At 44.8% G+C, this 16643-nt stretch carries 13 protein-coding genes; 12 read left to right on the top strand and 1 reads right to left on the bottom strand.

Features of this window, described 5'->3' with window-relative positions:
• The first annotated feature begins 515 nt into the window (after positions 1 to 515).
• The 3 genes from V7Q33_RS08355 (at position 516) to rnhA (ending at position 2330) form a co-directional block, all read left to right on the top strand.
• Positions 516 to 1130: a porin family protein gene (locus V7Q33_RS08355; protein ID WP_333819535.1), complete on the top strand. Its 615-nt coding sequence runs from the start codon at positions 516 to 518 to the stop codon at positions 1128 to 1130.
• A gap of 187 nt (positions 1131 to 1317) precedes the next feature.
• Positions 1318 to 1884: a MarC family protein gene (locus V7Q33_RS08350; protein WP_331977954.1), complete on the top strand. Its 567-nt coding sequence runs from the start codon at positions 1318 to 1320 to the stop codon at positions 1882 to 1884.
• On the top strand, positions 1881 to 2330 hold the full coding sequence (rnhA, locus tag V7Q33_RS08345; RefSeq protein WP_331977952.1) for a ribonuclease HI: 450 nt from the start codon (positions 1881 to 1883) through the stop codon (positions 2328 to 2330). The genes V7Q33_RS08350 and rnhA overlap by 4 nt, the downstream gene beginning before the upstream one ends.
• A gap of 12 nt (positions 2331 to 2342) precedes the next feature.
• Here the strand turns inward: rnhA and V7Q33_RS08340 are convergent, their stop codons facing one another.
• A complete protein-coding gene (locus V7Q33_RS08340) occupies positions 2343 to 3674 on the bottom strand; it encodes a saccharopine dehydrogenase family protein (protein WP_333819534.1) in 1332 nt (443 codons plus the stop codon).
• Between the two features lie 134 nt (positions 3675 to 3808).
• Here V7Q33_RS08340 and cdd point away from each other — a divergent pair, with 134 nt between their 5' ends.
• The 9 genes from cdd (at position 3809) to V7Q33_RS08295 (ending at position 16605) form a co-directional block, all read left to right on the top strand.
• A complete protein-coding gene (cdd, locus tag V7Q33_RS08335; RefSeq protein WP_331977948.1) occupies positions 3809 to 4273 on the top strand; it encodes a cytidine deaminase in 465 nt (154 codons plus the stop codon).
• Between the two features lie 223 nt (positions 4274 to 4496).
• Complete coding sequence (locus V7Q33_RS08330) at positions 4497 to 6359, top strand: GAF domain-containing protein (protein ID WP_333819532.1); 1863 nt, start codon at positions 4497 to 4499, stop codon at positions 6357 to 6359.
• 285 nt (positions 6360 to 6644) lie between these two features.
• Positions 6645 to 7466 (top strand): CheR family methyltransferase, encoded by an 822-nt coding sequence (locus tag V7Q33_RS08325; protein ID WP_331977944.1) that lies wholly within the window; start codon positions 6645 to 6647, stop codon positions 7464 to 7466.
• A gap of 20 nt (positions 7467 to 7486) precedes the next feature.
• Positions 7487 to 8080 carry a chemotaxis protein CheB gene (locus V7Q33_RS08320; RefSeq protein ID WP_331977942.1) on the top strand — a complete coding sequence of 198 codons (594 nt, stop codon included), beginning with the start codon at positions 7487 to 7489 and terminating at the stop codon, positions 8078 to 8080.
• Positions 8077 to 8841 carry a GAF domain-containing protein gene (locus V7Q33_RS08315; RefSeq protein WP_331977940.1) on the top strand — a complete coding sequence of 255 codons (765 nt, stop codon included), beginning with the start codon at positions 8077 to 8079 and terminating at the stop codon, positions 8839 to 8841. Before V7Q33_RS08320 ends, V7Q33_RS08315 begins: the two co-directional genes overlap by 4 nt.
• 19 nt (positions 8842 to 8860) lie before the next feature.
• On the top strand, positions 8861 to 12322 hold the full coding sequence (locus V7Q33_RS08310; protein WP_331977938.1) for a PAS domain S-box protein: 3462 nt from the start codon (positions 8861 to 8863) through the stop codon (positions 12320 to 12322).
• A 108-nt stretch (positions 12323 to 12430) separates the two neighbouring features.
• On the top strand, positions 12431 to 12979 hold the full coding sequence (locus V7Q33_RS08305; protein ID WP_331977936.1) for a SiaB family protein kinase: 549 nt from the start codon (positions 12431 to 12433) through the stop codon (positions 12977 to 12979).
• Positions 12980 to 13012: 33 nt separating this feature from the next.
• Positions 13013 to 13375, top strand: coding sequence for a DUF1987 domain-containing protein (locus V7Q33_RS08300; RefSeq protein WP_331977934.1), 363 nt, complete (start codon positions 13013 to 13015; stop codon positions 13373 to 13375).
• A gap of 137 nt (positions 13376 to 13512) precedes the next feature.
• Complete coding sequence (locus tag V7Q33_RS08295) at positions 13513 to 16605, top strand: ATP-binding cassette domain-containing protein (protein ID WP_333819531.1); 3093 nt, start codon at positions 13513 to 13515, stop codon at positions 16603 to 16605.
• The last annotated feature ends 38 nt before the right edge of the window (positions 16606 to 16643 follow it).

The raw sequence follows: 16643 nt of genomic DNA, 5'->3' as shown, positions 1-16643 counted from the left end.
CCCAAAAACACAAAACTCAACTTCGCACTGGCTAGCATAATCATGCAGAACATCAGTTGATGAGAAATGAATGATTCGATGTATTATCAGGTTGATCAAAAGGTTATGGCAGCAAGATATCTTTGGATTACCAGGATAGACCAACCTATACCAATAGCAACAAGGCAGGTAACAAAGGCAGGTCGTATTACAATACCAGATATTTTTTAGAAGAAATATAGTATAAAATACCCGGTCGATACCTGCAGTCATCCGGTGCTTTAACTAAGTTTAGATTAAGATTTGGGCAGACAAAATACTCGTTGAGGTTCCGCATTTTCATTTTTATCCGCTATAAAACCATTGGCAATAAATAGAATTCAATATAATTACCTCATTTATAGCTACATATAATCCTAATACACATCGCTATTCGTGGTATATTTTTTTCAAGTGCCTTTAATCAGCATATTAACTGTATGCATAACAACGAATCATGTAAGATTGCGCCTCATTTTTAAACACAATTATACCTTATGAAAAAACTGTTACTAGTTGTTGCATTGATCGTTGCAGTAGGTGCGTCTTATGCACAGTCAATTATTCCGAAAGCTGGTCTGTCTTTGTCAAACATTCATGGAAGTGACGCCAGCGGCACTGATTCAAAAGCAGGCCTTACCCTGGGTGCTGGATTCAATCTGCCCCTAGGCAAAGGAGCGTTCTCCATTCAACCTGAATTGAACTATATCCAAAAAGGATTTAAAGCAAGCGAAGACGGAGGAACCGCAAAATTGAACTTGAATTACCTTGAGCTTCCGGTTCTGGTGAAGGCTTCCTTCGGCGATGTTACAAAGTTTTATGTTAATGCAGGTCCTTCAGTAGCATACGGTCTTGGCGGTAAAGTCTCCTACGAAGAAGGCAACATGAAATACAGCTCCAAAGTAAAATTTGGAGACGGCGATGATGATGGAATTGTATATTTCAGCAACCAGATTGACTTCGGAGTACAATTCGGCGGTGGTGTTTTGATTGCCGGCAAAGTTATGGTGGATGTTCGCTATGGCTTGGGCTTGACAAAATTTACAGATGACGTCAAAGCTAAAAACGGTGGTTTCCAATTTACGGTAGGCGTACCCATCAGCCTTCAATAAATTCTATTAGTGAATGTATGGAAAGGCCGCCCTCAAAAAAGGGCGGCCTTCTTTTTTCGTCTCCCACAAAAGCAAGATTCAATTTTACGATAGTGAGTGAGCGTGCCTGTCAGTTCAATTAAATAATGGATAAAGACCTTCCCTGAAAGCCAGATTCATATCTGGCTTTTTTCGTTAGTTTTGCGCTATGTTCAATTTCAAGGAAATATTTTCTGTAACCCTTATCCTGTTTTCTGTTATCGATATACTCGGATCGATCCCGTTTATCATTATCATCCGTAAACGTGAAGGACGCATCCATGCAGAGAAAGCTACCATCATCTCGGCAGCACTCATGGTAGGATTTCTGTTTCTCGGTCAGTCTATACTTACGTTATTCGGATTAGATGTTGCCTCTTTTGCCGTAGCCGGTGCTATCGTAATTTTCATTGTTGCCATGGAAATGATCCTTGGCATTACATTGATCAAAGACGATCCGGATGCAAAGGGCTCCGGCTCCATTGTGCCACTGGCATTCCCGCTCATTGCCGGTGCCGGTACCATGACTACTATACTTTCACTGCGTGCTGTTTACGAAGAGGTTAATATCCTTGTAGGTATATTACTCAACCTCATGTTTGTTTACCTCGTGCTCCGCTCGTCCGTGTGGCTTGAGCGTGTTATAGGCAAGTCGGGCTTTGCTGTACTCCGCCGGGTCTTCGGTGTTATTCTGCTGGCGATTGCTGTTAAAATTTTCAAGACTCACGCATTATGATCCGAATCTATACCGATGGTGCAGCGCAGGGAAATCCCGGCCCGGGTGGCTATGGCGTTATTCTCAAATTTAAAGATGCTGTAAAAGAATTATCAGAAGGCTTCCGTCTTACTACCAATAACCGCATGGAACTTTTGGCGGTGATCAAAGGACTGCAAGCTATTAAGAAAGAAGGTATACCGGTGGCTATCTTCTCCGACTCGGAATACGTTATCAACGCGGTAGAAAAAGGCTGGCTTTGGAACTGGCAAAAGAAAAATTTTAAAGACAAAGCCAATGCTGATCTGTGGCAACAATACATACCCCTGCATCAGAAATTTCAACCACGATTCACGTGGGTAAAAGGCCACGCAGGCCACCCCGAAAACGAGCGGTGCGATGAACTGGCTGTTCAAGCGGCTCGCGGTTCGCGGCTTCTGATCGATGAAGCTTACGAGCGGAAATAGATCGAATCGATTTTACTTCTCCACCTCCGTTAACTCCACGCCCAGCGTTTTCAACTCTTGTAAAACTGGTATATAAAATTCCGGTGTTACCGGTATCGTTACGCCGCGGCTGGCAATTTTACCTTGCAATAAAAGTTTGGCGGAGATGCCTAACGGAAGGCCCACCGTTTTTGCCATAGCCGTGTGTATAGCATCTTCGCCTCTTGCAATCAGCGATGCCTGTATTTCATGATGTTTACCTCCACGTTCGTATACAAAGCGGTGCCACATTACGATAAAGTCATTGTCACCTTCCTGCAGCTTCCATTTCTTATTGAGTATATGCTCCAGTATTTGTGCCGGTGTGCCACTGGTAATACCGACAGGTTCTTCGTCAAACAAACCTGACCAGCGCAAACGCGTCATCTCTGGTCCATCGTTTTCTATACTAAAGTGCTGCATCAGTTTTTGTTCCAGCGTAAGTGTTGCATTGGCTTCTACAAAGGCTTCTATAAAACTCCGGTGCGTCATCGTATCAACGCCTTCCATTCTGTAGGTATCTTCACAGCATCCTAACTGCACCAGTATATTCCAGGCAGCGCAAAATCCTTTATTACGCAACGTGCCTCGCAACATTGTTCCTATACCTTGCAGTTGATAGGTATCGATATACTTCAACGAATCACGGTTCGCATATCCTTCATAATCGCCATATCCGGTAACATGCACGGGTGTAATACGACTAAACAATTGCTGATACGGTATATATTTATACTTACCTTCCTGTATATATTTAGCGGTGCTTTGTCCGGCCATCACTACATTGCGCGGGTTCCAGGTAAATTTATAGCGCCAGGGATTAGCAGGATCTGTTTCCGGGGCAATCAACCCGCCTGTAAATGATTCGAATGAAACAAGTTTGCCACCCTCCTGCTTGATGCGGTCTATCACCTGCATGGCACTCATGTGATCAATGCCCGGATCAAGTCCGCATTCATTCAGCAGCAACAATCCTTTTTGTCGCGCTTCGTAATCCAGTGCCTTCATCTCATCCGATACATAGCTGGCCGTGAGTAAATGTTTATTCAATGCCAGGCAATAGGTAGCTACAATAGGATGAAAGTGTGCCGGCATCAATGAGATCACTACATCGGCACCGGCTATCGTTTTCCTGCTGCCTGCTTCATCCAGCACATCAAAGCGGATAGCCTCACCGTAAGGAGAGTTTCCAATCCGCTCACGGGCTGCTTCTTCTGAGAGATCGCCTACAATAATTTTCCATCGATGCACACTGGCTTCCTGTAGCAGATAAGCAATCAACACAGAAGATGATCGGCCGGCTCCGAGGGCAAGAATAGTTTTCATGTTTATACTGTTACTATCGGGTCGTAAAACTAACCGTAAAAGTGAGAAAGGAAACAACACGCTTCACCTTTTCAACAGTTGCTTTGTGCATACAGCTTTTTCACTAACTTTTCATGTTCTAAGCTAGATAGCCTATGTCACAATTTATTATAGCAGACTCACTGAACGACCTTGATACCGTATCGAAAGAACTGGTACAAAAAGCAAAAGATGCGCTCGCGCATGCATACGCTCCCTACTCCAACTTTATGGTAGGTGCCGCAGCCTTGCTGGACGATGGTTCGGTGATTACCGGCATGAACCAGGAGAATGCCGCCTATCCTTCAGGCCTATGCGCAGAGCGTGTAGCACTGTTTTCGGCATACGCACTTTACCCCCATGTTAAAATCTTGAAGATAGCCGTAACGGCACAAAAGCGAAACGAACCTGATCTCACGCCCGCTACCTGCTGTGGTGAGTGCCGGCAAGTATTGCTGGAATTTGAAAACCGTCAACAAGCTCCTATCGAAATTGTAATGCAAAGCCAGGACGGCAAGTGGGTTAAGGCGCCTTCTGCAAGCTCATTGCTTCCGTTCGCTTTTAGTAACGCCAGCTTGTAGCATCGTAACTATAGCAATTCCTTCTCCATTTGCGGAAGGGAAGGAATGAGGCCAAAGCTCCAAGTCACCAGCATCTCAAAATACCGAACAAGGAATATCGATCAACGAATGACAAAGTCGCACACACATTCCTGCAACAGTATAGATAACATGAATACCCACTTTCAGCTTTTTCCATACCGCGTTTTTGGGGTTTAGGGGTATTTTACTTTACTTGGGGTTTATGAAATTTCTGCGCGATACATCTCTGCGACTGATCAGTATTTATCTGCTTGTTGTAATGTTCTTAATATACTTTGCAGAATTTTATATTATTCAACACCGCATCAATGTATTGGACGAAGCCGAACAGCGACTGGACTTTACCAGGAGCGCCCAATTGGCCAGCCAGCAAATAGCGTTGCTGGTGCAGCGGCAAACTTCCAGAAAGGGTGACTTCAGTGTAGATATTGAGGCCCGCATTGTGCAGCAGGATCACATACTCCAGGTACTCGGCAAAGGAGGTCGTGTCGATCGTACCGATGTACTGCTTAAGCCCCTCTCGCGTCTTCCCCGCATATCATACGATAACCTGATGGAGTACTGGACCGCCTACAAAGAAGCAGTAAGAGAAACACTCTCTTTATCTCCAGTACAAACTCTGCCAACTGCAACAGTACCCATCACCGGAGACAGTACGCATGTGGATAGCACAGCGATAGCCACAACACCTGCTCCTATACAACAGACACAGGCTGCCGTTTCCACCGGAGCCATTGTGAGGGCAGAAAGCCTGGCCTTAACCTTATCCCAGTGGTACGACAATCTTTTTAACGACCTTGAAAATGAGGTACATCAACAAAAGTCTTCAGTACATGGATGGGTAATTACCATCATCGTTTTCGATATAGGTCTTCTCACCCTGATCTTCTTCATGTTTGACAAGTATGTATTGACTCCATTGAAAAAATTGCGCACCAATGCTGCCGCTCATCAGCAGACCCGTGACTCTTTTCCGCATGAGATTAGTCAACTCTCTACGGTGATCAACGATACGCTGGAGAACCTGAAAGATGCGACCGATTTTGTTACCGCTATCGGGCAGGGCAACCTCGATATAGACTATAAAACCACGCTCGACAATGGATACAATCTCGGCAAAAACAAGCTTGCCGATTCCCTGATCGAGATGCAAAGCAAGCTGAAGACATTAAATGAAGAAGAGCGCAAACGCCAATGGGCCAACGAAGGTCTTACCAGGTTTGTAGATATACTTCGTTCCTCCAATGACGACATCAACAAGCTGGGCGATAAAATTATTTCAAGCCTGGTGCAATACACCAGATCAAACCAGGGAGCGCTATATATTCTTAATGATGAAGATGAAAACAACCGATACCTCGAACTGATCTCGCTGTTTGCTTTCGACATCAAGAAATATGAAACACGCAGGATAAAACTGGGAGAAGGCCTTTTAGGACAAACTTTTCTGGAACGCGAAACAAACTACTATACTAATTTTCCGGATGAATATGTGCGCATAACTTCCGGACTTGGCGATGCCAATCCGCGCTCCATACTCATCGTACCGCTTAAAGTTGATACCGATGTATACGGCATTGTAGAGCTTGCCTCGTTCCAGGAGTATCAGTCGCATGAGATTGCCTTTGTAGAGAAACTTGGCGAAACTATCGCTTCTACCATTAGCTCGGTGCGGGCAGCACAAAAGAACCGTCAGCTCATAGAGCAATTCCAGGAGCAGACTGAACAAATGCGTGCACAGGAAGAAGAGATGCGACAGAATATGGAGGAACTTCAGGCCACGCAGGAAGAAGTAGCCCGCAAGGAACGCAGCTACATCGAGCGCATTCAGGAGTTGGAACAGGAATCGGGCAAGAATATACCTGCTTCCCGTTGGGAAGAAGCTACCGCGAATTTCGCACGCAAGGAACGTGAGCAACAAGAAAAAATTCAGTCTCTCGAAACACAGCTGGCGCAGAAATCTACGCAGGCAGATGATTGGCAAGTGGCAGAAGAAGTAGCAAGAAATTTAAAAATAAGTCTCGAAGCATTAGAGATCACGCAACAAGAACTCAATCGCAAATAAGGGTAAATATAAGTGCAATATTACCCCTATAACAGTGTGAAAGAAGGTCTATCGATGATAGACCTTCTTTGTTTCAGACTGGTTCTATACCGATGGTAACTTGCAGATGCATTCAAACTTTTTAATCCTTTTTTCAAGGAATTAGGACGATTTCGTTAATTTCATTTACTTAGAAAAAATGTGTGCTGGAATGGGTTTTGAACACATGTAAGATTTAATGGCCAAATCCATTCGACAGTTTACCAGAGAAATTAATTTTGGGTTCCTTTTTATAAAGACCTTTTCATGCTCGATATCGACATTGCTGACCTTAAGAGAATTTCGGAGCTGATTTACCAGAAGTATAACTACGACTTCCGGAATTATGCCATGTCTTCTTTCAAAAGGCGCGTACTCCGCATCATGGAATTGAAGAAGCTTTCCGTAGATGCCCTTCTGAAGAAGCTAACCGAACAACCCTCCTTCATCAACGAGTTTCTGGACGAGCTCACGGTGAATGTAACTGAAATGTTCCGTGATCCGAGCTTCTGGAGGATCATGCGCGAAGAGATCATTCCTGCCATCATGCTTAACCACAAGCAATTCAAGATATGGCATGCCGGATGTTCCTCGGGCGAAGAAGTAGTTTCCATGTGCATCATGCTGAAAGAAATGGGGGTACTTCATGACGTAACGCTCATTGCTACCGACCTGGATGTAAACATTCTGGAGAGGGCCAAGATGGCCACGTACCCGATCAAAAACATGGAACTGAATGAGAAGAACTATATCCGCTTTCAGGGAACCAGAAGTTTCAAAGACTACTATCGTGAAGAAAACGGCAATGCCGTATTCAATAAAGATCTGCTGATGAATGTGTCTTTCCGCAGGCACGACCTGGTAACAGGCGACATTTTCAACAAATTTGATCTCGTGCTCTGCCGGAACGTAATGATCTATTTCAACCAGGCCCTGCAGAACGAAGTATTGAAGAAGTTCCACGAGAGCTTGTTCAAATATGGATACCTCGCTATTGGATCGAAAGAATCATTGATCTGGTGCGACTATGCCAGCCGTTTCATCGTGGTCAATAACGAAGAGAAAATTTACAAGAAAATAAAAGATTAAGTGAAGTTTGCCTTTTACGAATGAGTAAGTTCAACCTAAATAACAGCTATAAAGCCGTTGTTATCGGTGGGTCAGCAGGCAGCTTCCAGGGTGTAGTAAAGATCCTGTCACAGTTGCCAAAAGGCTTTCCGTTGCCCATCATCATGTGCTTGCACAGACTCAAGCATGTGCGCAATGGTTTCGTGGAAGCACTTTCCATTAAAAGCGTAGTGCAGGTTACAGAACCACATGATAAAGAGAACATTAAGAAAGGAAATGTATACCTGGCACCGGCCAATTATCACATGTCTGTAGAACTCGGACTATATTTCGCGCTCTCTACGGAAGAAATGGTCAATAATTCGCGGCCTGCAATAGACATTACGCTGGGTACAAGTGCCTTTGTTTATAAAGATAAACTGATCGGTATATTGCTCTCTGGTGCCAATAAAGACGGGGCGCTAGGAATGAAGAATATACATGATCGTGGGGGATTAACCATTGTACAGGAACCTTCCGAGTGTATGATCGATACCATGCCGCGAGCTGCGTTGGCAGCAACAAAAATTGATCATGTGCTAAAGGTTGACCAAATTGTGGAGTTTTTAAAGGAACTAGATAAACAATACCGATGACTGGTCTATTTAACGATCGCTATTACCTGAACCTGATCCTGGCTGTACTCTTCACAGCAGGTATCGGTGTTTCGCTTTATCTCATTTATTCGCTTCCCGCCAACCTTAACCTGGCAGACGGATATCAGCCCGACTTCTTTAACATCTATCTTGCGCTGGTGTTAACCTTTGCATTAGGTGCACTGACGTTGACGATGGCCCTGCGCTATAAAAAAGAAGTGGTGGTAATGCGCGATCGCATTCTGGATGCCGCTGCAGCCGAGCGCGAAGCTGCCGAACAAGCCGGCAAAACAACCATCAGCCTCGATACGGTAAAGAACAATTTGAGCCAGGTATCAGCTGCAAAAGATATATTCCAGGCAGGGCTGCAGGCTGTGTGTAAGCAACTCGATGCCGGCCAGGGCGCAGTATATGCAGTAAAAGAAGAAAATGGCAAGCGCAAGATTGAACTGAAAAGTGGCTATGCCCTTACCATTGGCGAAAGTACAGTTATCAGCTATGAGTATGGCGAAGGCCTTATTGGCCAGAGTGCCGCCAGCGGCCGCACGCTGTATGTAGACGATGTACCGCAAGGCTATATAAAAATCATCTCTGGTCTGGGCAGCGCATCGCCACGCTACCTGCTCATTGTGCCGATCAAAAACGATCAGGTACTGGGTGTTCTGGAGATCGCTTCCTTTACGAACCTGACAGAAGACCAGCGGAAATTTGTAGAAGAATCGGCCGAGCTAATAGCGAATAAAATTTCAAACAGAGCATAATTACTAGCGTCCAACGCGTATGATAAAAAGCATAAACGTCAGCACCAAGATTACCATTCTGATACTCGCGGTGTCGCTCGTGGCGGTAACCGCGATCAGTTTTTTCAGCTATGATTATCACCTGAAAGCAAACCGGGAGAAATTCTCTGTTACACTCAATGCATTGGCCGATAACCGGGCAGCCTATTTCACCACATTCTTCAACAAAGCCGCTATGGCGATTGATGTGCTGAAGAATTCAGAAACCCTCAAAAAGGGAGAAGCGGCAGCCAGTGGTGGAGCAGACCTTATGGCCATAATGGGCGCTCCGGCTGATTCACTGGTAGGCAGCAGCGATACCGGTGCTGAAGCAGGCGGACTTCCCGCTTTCCTCGGCGATCAAAAATTTATATTTGAAGTAGACGATATCATCATCACCTCTCCTACCGGTGCCATTATCGCTTCTTCCAATGCCGATGTCAAGGGTAACTTTATCGATCCGGATGGTATCACATTCGAACGTGCCAAAAGCGGTGTACACTTCACGTCTGTTCTCCGCGACAAAGTCAAAAAGAATTATTACTCTTATGTAGCAGGTTCACTCACTACCAACAGCGGCAGCCAGGAACTCATCATCATCAAACTTGATCTAACAGCGGCCTATAAAGTCCTCAAATCATACCAGGGTCTGGGGCAAACTGGAGAATTATTACTGGGCCGTGTAGATCCTATATCAAAGAAAATCGCCATAGTAAGTCCGCTTCGCAGCGATACATCATCCGCCATCATTTTATACAATCCAACCGATCAGTTTGTACATAACTTTGCTGATTTAATAGAGGGTAAAGCCATCAGTGCTACCGGCAAAGACCTTGACGGCACGCCCGTAATGCAAACAGGCCGTAAAATAGGCACGAACACCAACATGGCATTGATTGCCAAAATGGATCTCGATGAGGCGAATGGAAATGCAGAAGGTCTGGTTAGTACCTTCTTATACGCAGGACTTTGCATTGTAGCGCTGGCCGTATTTCTGGCAATGCTCTTCTCTCGTTCACTCACACGGCCGCTCTATGCCATGCGCAACACAGTAAGCCTTGTGGCACAGGGGGTATTGCCTGAAAACTCGGAACACAATAGCAGCGATGAGTTTGGACAAATGGGCGCTAAAGTAAACGAACTCGTACAGACACTTCGCGGCAACGCAGAATTTGCCAAGCGCATTGGTGAAGGCAAATACGATACAGAGTTCAAGCCTGCCAGTGAAAATGATATACTGGGTCTTTCGCTCATCGACATGCGCAATAACCTGATCGAAAACGAAAGACGTGACAAGGAACGTAACTGGATTGTGCGTGGTGTAGCCGAGATCAGTGAGATTCTGCGTATGCACGATTCCATTGATGCATTAGGCGAAGACGTTATCAAATTTATACTCGAAAAGATCGGTGCCATACAGGGAGCCTTCTATGTTGTAAACGATGAAGCCACTCCGCCTGTAATCGAGATGCGCGCAAGCTATGCCTATAACCGTAAAAAGTACCTGAAAGCGAAATTCAAGTTTGCAGAAGGTCTTGTAGGACAAGCCGCCGTAGAAAAAGATGCTGTGATGCGCACCGAGATACCAGACGATTATGTAACCATTACATCCGGTATATTAGGCGATCAACGTCCGTCCTGTGTACTGATCGTACCACTCATTACCAACGAAGAAGTATACGGTGTACTGGAATTTGCAGGCTTTAGAAAATTCGATCCATCGCAGGTAAAATTCGTACAAGAACTTTCGCTGATCCTTGCCCGTACCATCTTTAACATCAAAGTAAACGAACGTACCCGCATACTCCTCGCAGAGTCGCAGGAGATGAGTAACGAGCTGAAAGAAAAGCAGGAGGTACTACGCCAGAATGCCGAAGAAATGCAGGCTACACAGGAAGAGCTGCAGCGTTCGAACCAGAAACTGGAAGAGCAGATCGAAGAAGTGAACCGCACACAAAAGCGTATGCAGCTCCTGCTCGAAAACGCATCCGAGGTTATCACTATTTACGAAGAAGACGAAAGTATACGCTATATATCTCCATCAGTAGAAACCATTTTGGGCTACGGACAGAAGGAGATGATCGGCAAGAGCGATATCGACAAAGTACATCCGGATCACCGCACCAACTTCAAGGAGCTGTTCCGGAAGATGACCGCCAGCCCTGACGAGAAAGTAACGATCCAATACGAGTACCGTGCAAAAGACGGAAGCTTTATCTGGATCGAGTCTACGGGAACCAACTGCATGGCAAACCCGGCTATCCACGGTTTCATTCTCAACTCACGCGACATTACGGAGCGCAGAAGAGCCGAACAAGAGCAACGCATGCGCAGTAAAATGCAGGCTCTCTCTGAAAACTCGCTCGACCTTATTACGCGTCTCGAAGGCGAATCAATTTCGTATATCAACCCCGTTATTCAAGAGTATACCGGCAAGGAACCTGCATTCTTCCTTAACAAGAAAGTAAAAGATGCCGAGCTCGACAACGCCGTACTCGAAGGCTGGTTGAAAGTGGTAGAGCAGGTAAATGCTACCAACGAGAAGGCAGATACCGAAATGGATTTCCCTTCTGAAATGGGTAAGCGCATCATGCAGGTAAATGCTATACCTGAATTTGACGAATCGAACAAGCTTGAGTCTGTGCTGGTGGTATCGCACGATATTACAGAGCGTAAGATGATCGAGCTCGAGATACAGAACAAGAACAAGAAGATCACAGAAAGTATAAACTATGCGAAGCGAATCCAAACCGCTATTCTTCCGAACAGCCGGGTGATCAACCGCGCATTGCCAGATTCATTTATACTCTATAAACCGCGCGATGTGGTATCGGGTGACTTTCCATGGTTTGTACAGATCAAGGACGAGATCTTCATCGCGGCCGTAGACTGTACAGGTCACGGTGTACCGGGAGCCTTGTTGTCGCTGATCGGATACTTCCTGTTGAATGACATCGTTAGAAGTCGTAAAATTACCGAGCCAGGAAAGATTCTTGACCTGCTGGACGAAGGTGTCACTACAACGTTACGTCAGGACGAAGACTCTACAACGAAAGACGGTATGGACATCGCGTTGTGTAAGATCAATATGGCCACACGCGAAGTAGAATATGCCGGTGCACACCGTCCGCTATACATCATGAAGAATGGCGTGATGGACGAAGTGAAGGGCAATAAATTTCCGATCGGTGGTGGTATATTTAAGAACCAGACTAACTTTACCAACACCTACGTGAAGCTGGATGAAGGAGATTCCATCTACTTCAGCTCAGACGGATTCCCGGATCAGTTTGGCGGTCCGGAAGGACGCAAGTTCGGTCCGAAGCGTGTACGGGATATTATCGAGCGAGTGCATAAGTCGTCCATGAACGAAGCAGTCGCTATATTTGACGAAGAATGGGAAGGCTGGAGAGGAGATCATAAACAGACAGATGATGTGCTGCTGATCGGGATAAAATTTTAAAACAAGAAAGTCCAAACCTTGCTTTTATAGTATAAAGGGTGGTTATTAAAAATAAAATAAATTATAACTTAGTGAATCTCAATCAATTTTAATCTAATCTTCTGACGCATGAATTTTATTTATGACCTGCACCGCACCATGATGTCGCAGAAACTGATTCTGGTGTTTCAGGGTGACTTTACCCAGGAGAGCACCAAGTCAATACTGTCCATGGCCGAGCGAAACCTTGATTCCTCCGGTGAAGAATCGAGCATTAAGCGCAAGGTGTTTAACGTGATGGTTGAGGCGCTCCAAAACATTGTGAAACATAGCGATGAATTGGTAGACGGACAGATAAGAAGCCATGCTGCCATCTTCCTGATCGGCAAAGAGGCTAACCGTTACTGCATTATGACGGGCAACCCGATCCGTAAGGAGAATGTTGAGAAGCTGAAAGGTGCGTTAGACCGTATCAACAGTCTGGATAAAGACGGGCTGAAAGACCTTTATAAAGAGATCATTAAGAACACTACTATATCCGAAAAAGGTGGTGCAGGATTAGGGTTTGTTGATATGGCAAGAAAGTCAGGTGAGAAATTGGAATTTGAATTCCCGGAGATGAGCAGCGAGTATTGCTTTTTCTGTTTGAAAGTAAATGTGCCGAGAGATAACGAATAAAATTGATTTAGAAATTATAAATAGCTTTATACCATGGAAATTTTGAATCTGGAAGGAACTGAAGACACCCCGAAAATAATCCTCGACAAGAAGAACGGAATCTTTGAAATCTCCGGGCGCTCGTTACCTGAAGACTCAGCCGAATTCTACCGCCCTGTGCTCGAGTGGATCGAGAAATACAGCGGTGATGCAAATCCTGCAACAGAATTTGTTTTCAAACTGGAGTACTTCAACACAGCATCATCCAAACTTATACTGGATGTATTGTCTGCTTTGGAAGATATCAAAGGCATGAAGATTCTCTGGTACTTCCATGAAGATGACGAAGATATGGAAGAAGCCGGCCAGGAATTTTCTGAACTGGTGGAGATACCATTCGAATTTAAGACTTACTGATGCATTTAGGGAGTTAATCCCCTAGAAATGAGTCGGTTATCAGTCAATTAAAGGACATCTGTCGCTATGTTCGGAATGGCTGGTAACCGATATTTTTTTATACCTTTATAAAATTGCTTTCAACTGCTTTTTAACCTATGAGTGAAGAAATACTCAAAGCCCTCACACAACTTTTTGCAATTATAACGAAACAGGATGGCGGAGTTTCTGAACGCGAGCGTCAATACGTTATTAACTTCTTTCAGACCGAACTTGATCAGGATTCTGTAAAAGAATACCTGGACTTGTACGACCAGTTCTCCGGCTATGGAAAAGCAGAGGATGAGGACGATGGCAAAAAGAAGCTGACATCGGTTAAAGATTCTGTAAAAACACTGGGTATCTGTAAAAAGATCAACAAAACACTCGCCCAGAAACAAAAGGTCGTTGTACTCATTAAACTGCTTGAATTAGTAAGCACCGATAAAAACTTCAGTCCTCAGCGGATGGAGATCATCAACACAGTCTCCACTGTTTTTAATATTGTTCAGGAAGAATACGATCTGATCGAAAGTTTTGTACGGTCAGAAGATACTTCCATTCTTGATTTCCCGGATATACTTCTGCTTAACTCTGAGAGTCGCGCGGAAGAAGGCAAACGCTATAAACATGTACACGGCCACATTCAAGGCAACCTCATCTTTATGCGGGTGCAAAGTGTGGATATGTATTTTACCAAATACCTTGGCGAAGAGTTGAATATACTCAACGGCTTTACCATGCAGCGCAACCGTGTATACCTGTTCTCGCATGGCAGCACGATCAAGACACAAGCCGGGGATGCACTATACTATAGCGATCTGGTTGCCAACTTCAATGAAGAGTTAAAAACTACCAAGCTTTCTTTTAATGTTACCATTGATGAGCTGAAATTTCCAAATGGAGGCATTGGTCTGCGCAATGTACTGATCGCCGAAGGCCCAGGTAAACTCATTGGTATTATGGGGGCCAGCGGTGCGGGTAAAACCACATTACTCAACGTAATGGCCGGCCTTGTTGAGCCCACCAAAGGCGAAATCCTTATCAACGGCTTTGATATCAACACGCAGAAAGATAAGATACACGGTGTAATCGGTTATGTATCGCAGGACGATTTGCTGATCGAAGAACTCACGGTATATCAGAACTTATACTATAACGCCAAGCTTTGCTTTGCTTCGTTTACCGAAGAGCAGCTGCACAAGCGTGTGATGGAAGTGCTTGAAAACCTCGGCCTCGATCATCGTAAAGATTTGCGCGTAGGAAACCCGCTGGATAAAACCATCAGCGGTGGTCAGCGCAAGCGTCTGAATATAGCATTGGAGTTGATACGCGAACCGGCTATACTCTTCCTCGATGAGCCTACTTCCGGACTTTCTTCACGCGACTCTGAAAATGTTATTGACTTGTTGAAGGAATTGTCTTTGAAAGGCAAATTGATTTTTGTTGTAATTCATCAGCCATCGTCCGATATATACAAGATGTTCGATAAGATGGTGATTATGGATACCGGTGGTTACCCGGCATACTATGGCCCTCCGGTAGAAGCGGTAACCTACTTCAAGAAATCAACGCACCAGGTAGACAGCAATCGCGGTCAGTGCGAAACCTGCGGTAATGTCAATCCGGAGCAGATCTTCAATATCATTGAAGCGAAGGTTGTAGATGAATACGGTCAGCCAACAAACAAGCGAAAAATTACACCTCCGCAGTGGTATGATCTCTACAAAGAACGTTTTAAAATAACCAAGGTAGAGGATATCCGCGAAGAGCCGCCTCATTCACTGAATCTGCCGAGCAAAATAAAACAGACCATCATCTTCGCTACACGCGACACACTGGCCAAGCTCAGCAACAAACAATACCTGTTGATAAACCTGCTAGAGGCACCATTGCTTGCCATTATCCTTGCCTTCATCATCAAGTATAAAAGCGCTCCGGGCGGAAGAGAATATATATTCCGCTTTAACGAAAATTTCCCGGCCTTTATGCTCATGAGCATAATTGTAGCCTTGTTCATGGGATTAACGGTGAGTGCGGAGGAAATCATCCGCGATCGTAAGATACTTCGCCGCGAATCTTTCCTGAACCTGAGCTGGAGCAGCTACCTGCAATCCAAGCTTGCTATATTGTTTACACTTTCAGCTATTCAAACACTGAGCTTTGTGCTGATCGGTAACCTGATCCTGGAGATCGAATGGAGCATGCTCCTTCCCTTCTGGCTCGTGCTGTTTACTACATCGTGTTTTGCCAGTGTATTGGGATTGAATATATCGTCTGCCTTTAACTCCGCTGTTACAGTATATGTTATGATTCCGTTGCTGCTGATCCCACAGATGATTCTGAGTGGACTGCTTTTCAACTTTGATAAGTTGAACGACCTGATCAGCACCAAAGGCAAAGTACCGGTTGTAGCCGATCTGATGGCATCACGCTGGGCCTACGAAGCAATGGCGGTATACCAGTTTAAAAACAATTCATACGAACGACCATTTTATACTTTCGACCAGCTTGAAGCGCAGTCCGATTTTCATTCTTCATTTCTGATAGACGAACTGGACAAGAAGCGTAAGTTCATTGCAGAGAACATTGCAGAGAAAAGCGATTCAGTAAAACAGATAATGCAGAAAGATCTGAGCATTATTCAGGCTACGTTGCTGGATGACTATTTCCAGAAAGGTGTTCCAAAAAATCTGCACACGCCCTGGACGCTAAAGGACTTTACTCCCGCTTTCAACAAGAAACTGGAAGAGTTCTTTACCGAGTATAAAAAGTTCTATCAGGGCACTTATAACAAAGGTGTAGCTCTGCGCGAAGCATCTTTCGTACAGATTGAAAAGCAAGGTTATAACCTGAACGACATGAAGAATGATTATTACAATGAAAGTCTGGCTGACCTTGTGAAGAATGTTTCTGAAAAAGAGCGCATCATTGAGTATAACGGCGAACTGATCCAGCAGATCAACCCGGTATTTCAAGACCCGAAAGCAAGAGGACCACTCGACTATCGGGCTCCATTCTTTGCACCGGTAAAAAAGATATTTGGCCTGACCATGAGCACCTACACCTTCGATATACTGGTGATCTGGCTGATGACCATTATCTTATATACAACACTATATTTTGAGGTGCTCCGTAAGCTGATCAATGTGTTTGACAACGTACCCAATAAAGTAAACCTGATGAAGGCGGATGCTGCTAAAAAGAATTAAAGCAGCAACGTAACTTTTTGGCTGGGAATGCTTAATTT

Origin of the sequence: Ohtaekwangia sp. (assembly GCF_036786105.1) — a bacterium.
Lineage (GTDB): Bacteria > Bacteroidota > Bacteroidia > Cytophagales > Cyclobacteriaceae > Ohtaekwangia.
This window is presented reverse-complemented; position numbering and strand designations above follow the sequence as displayed.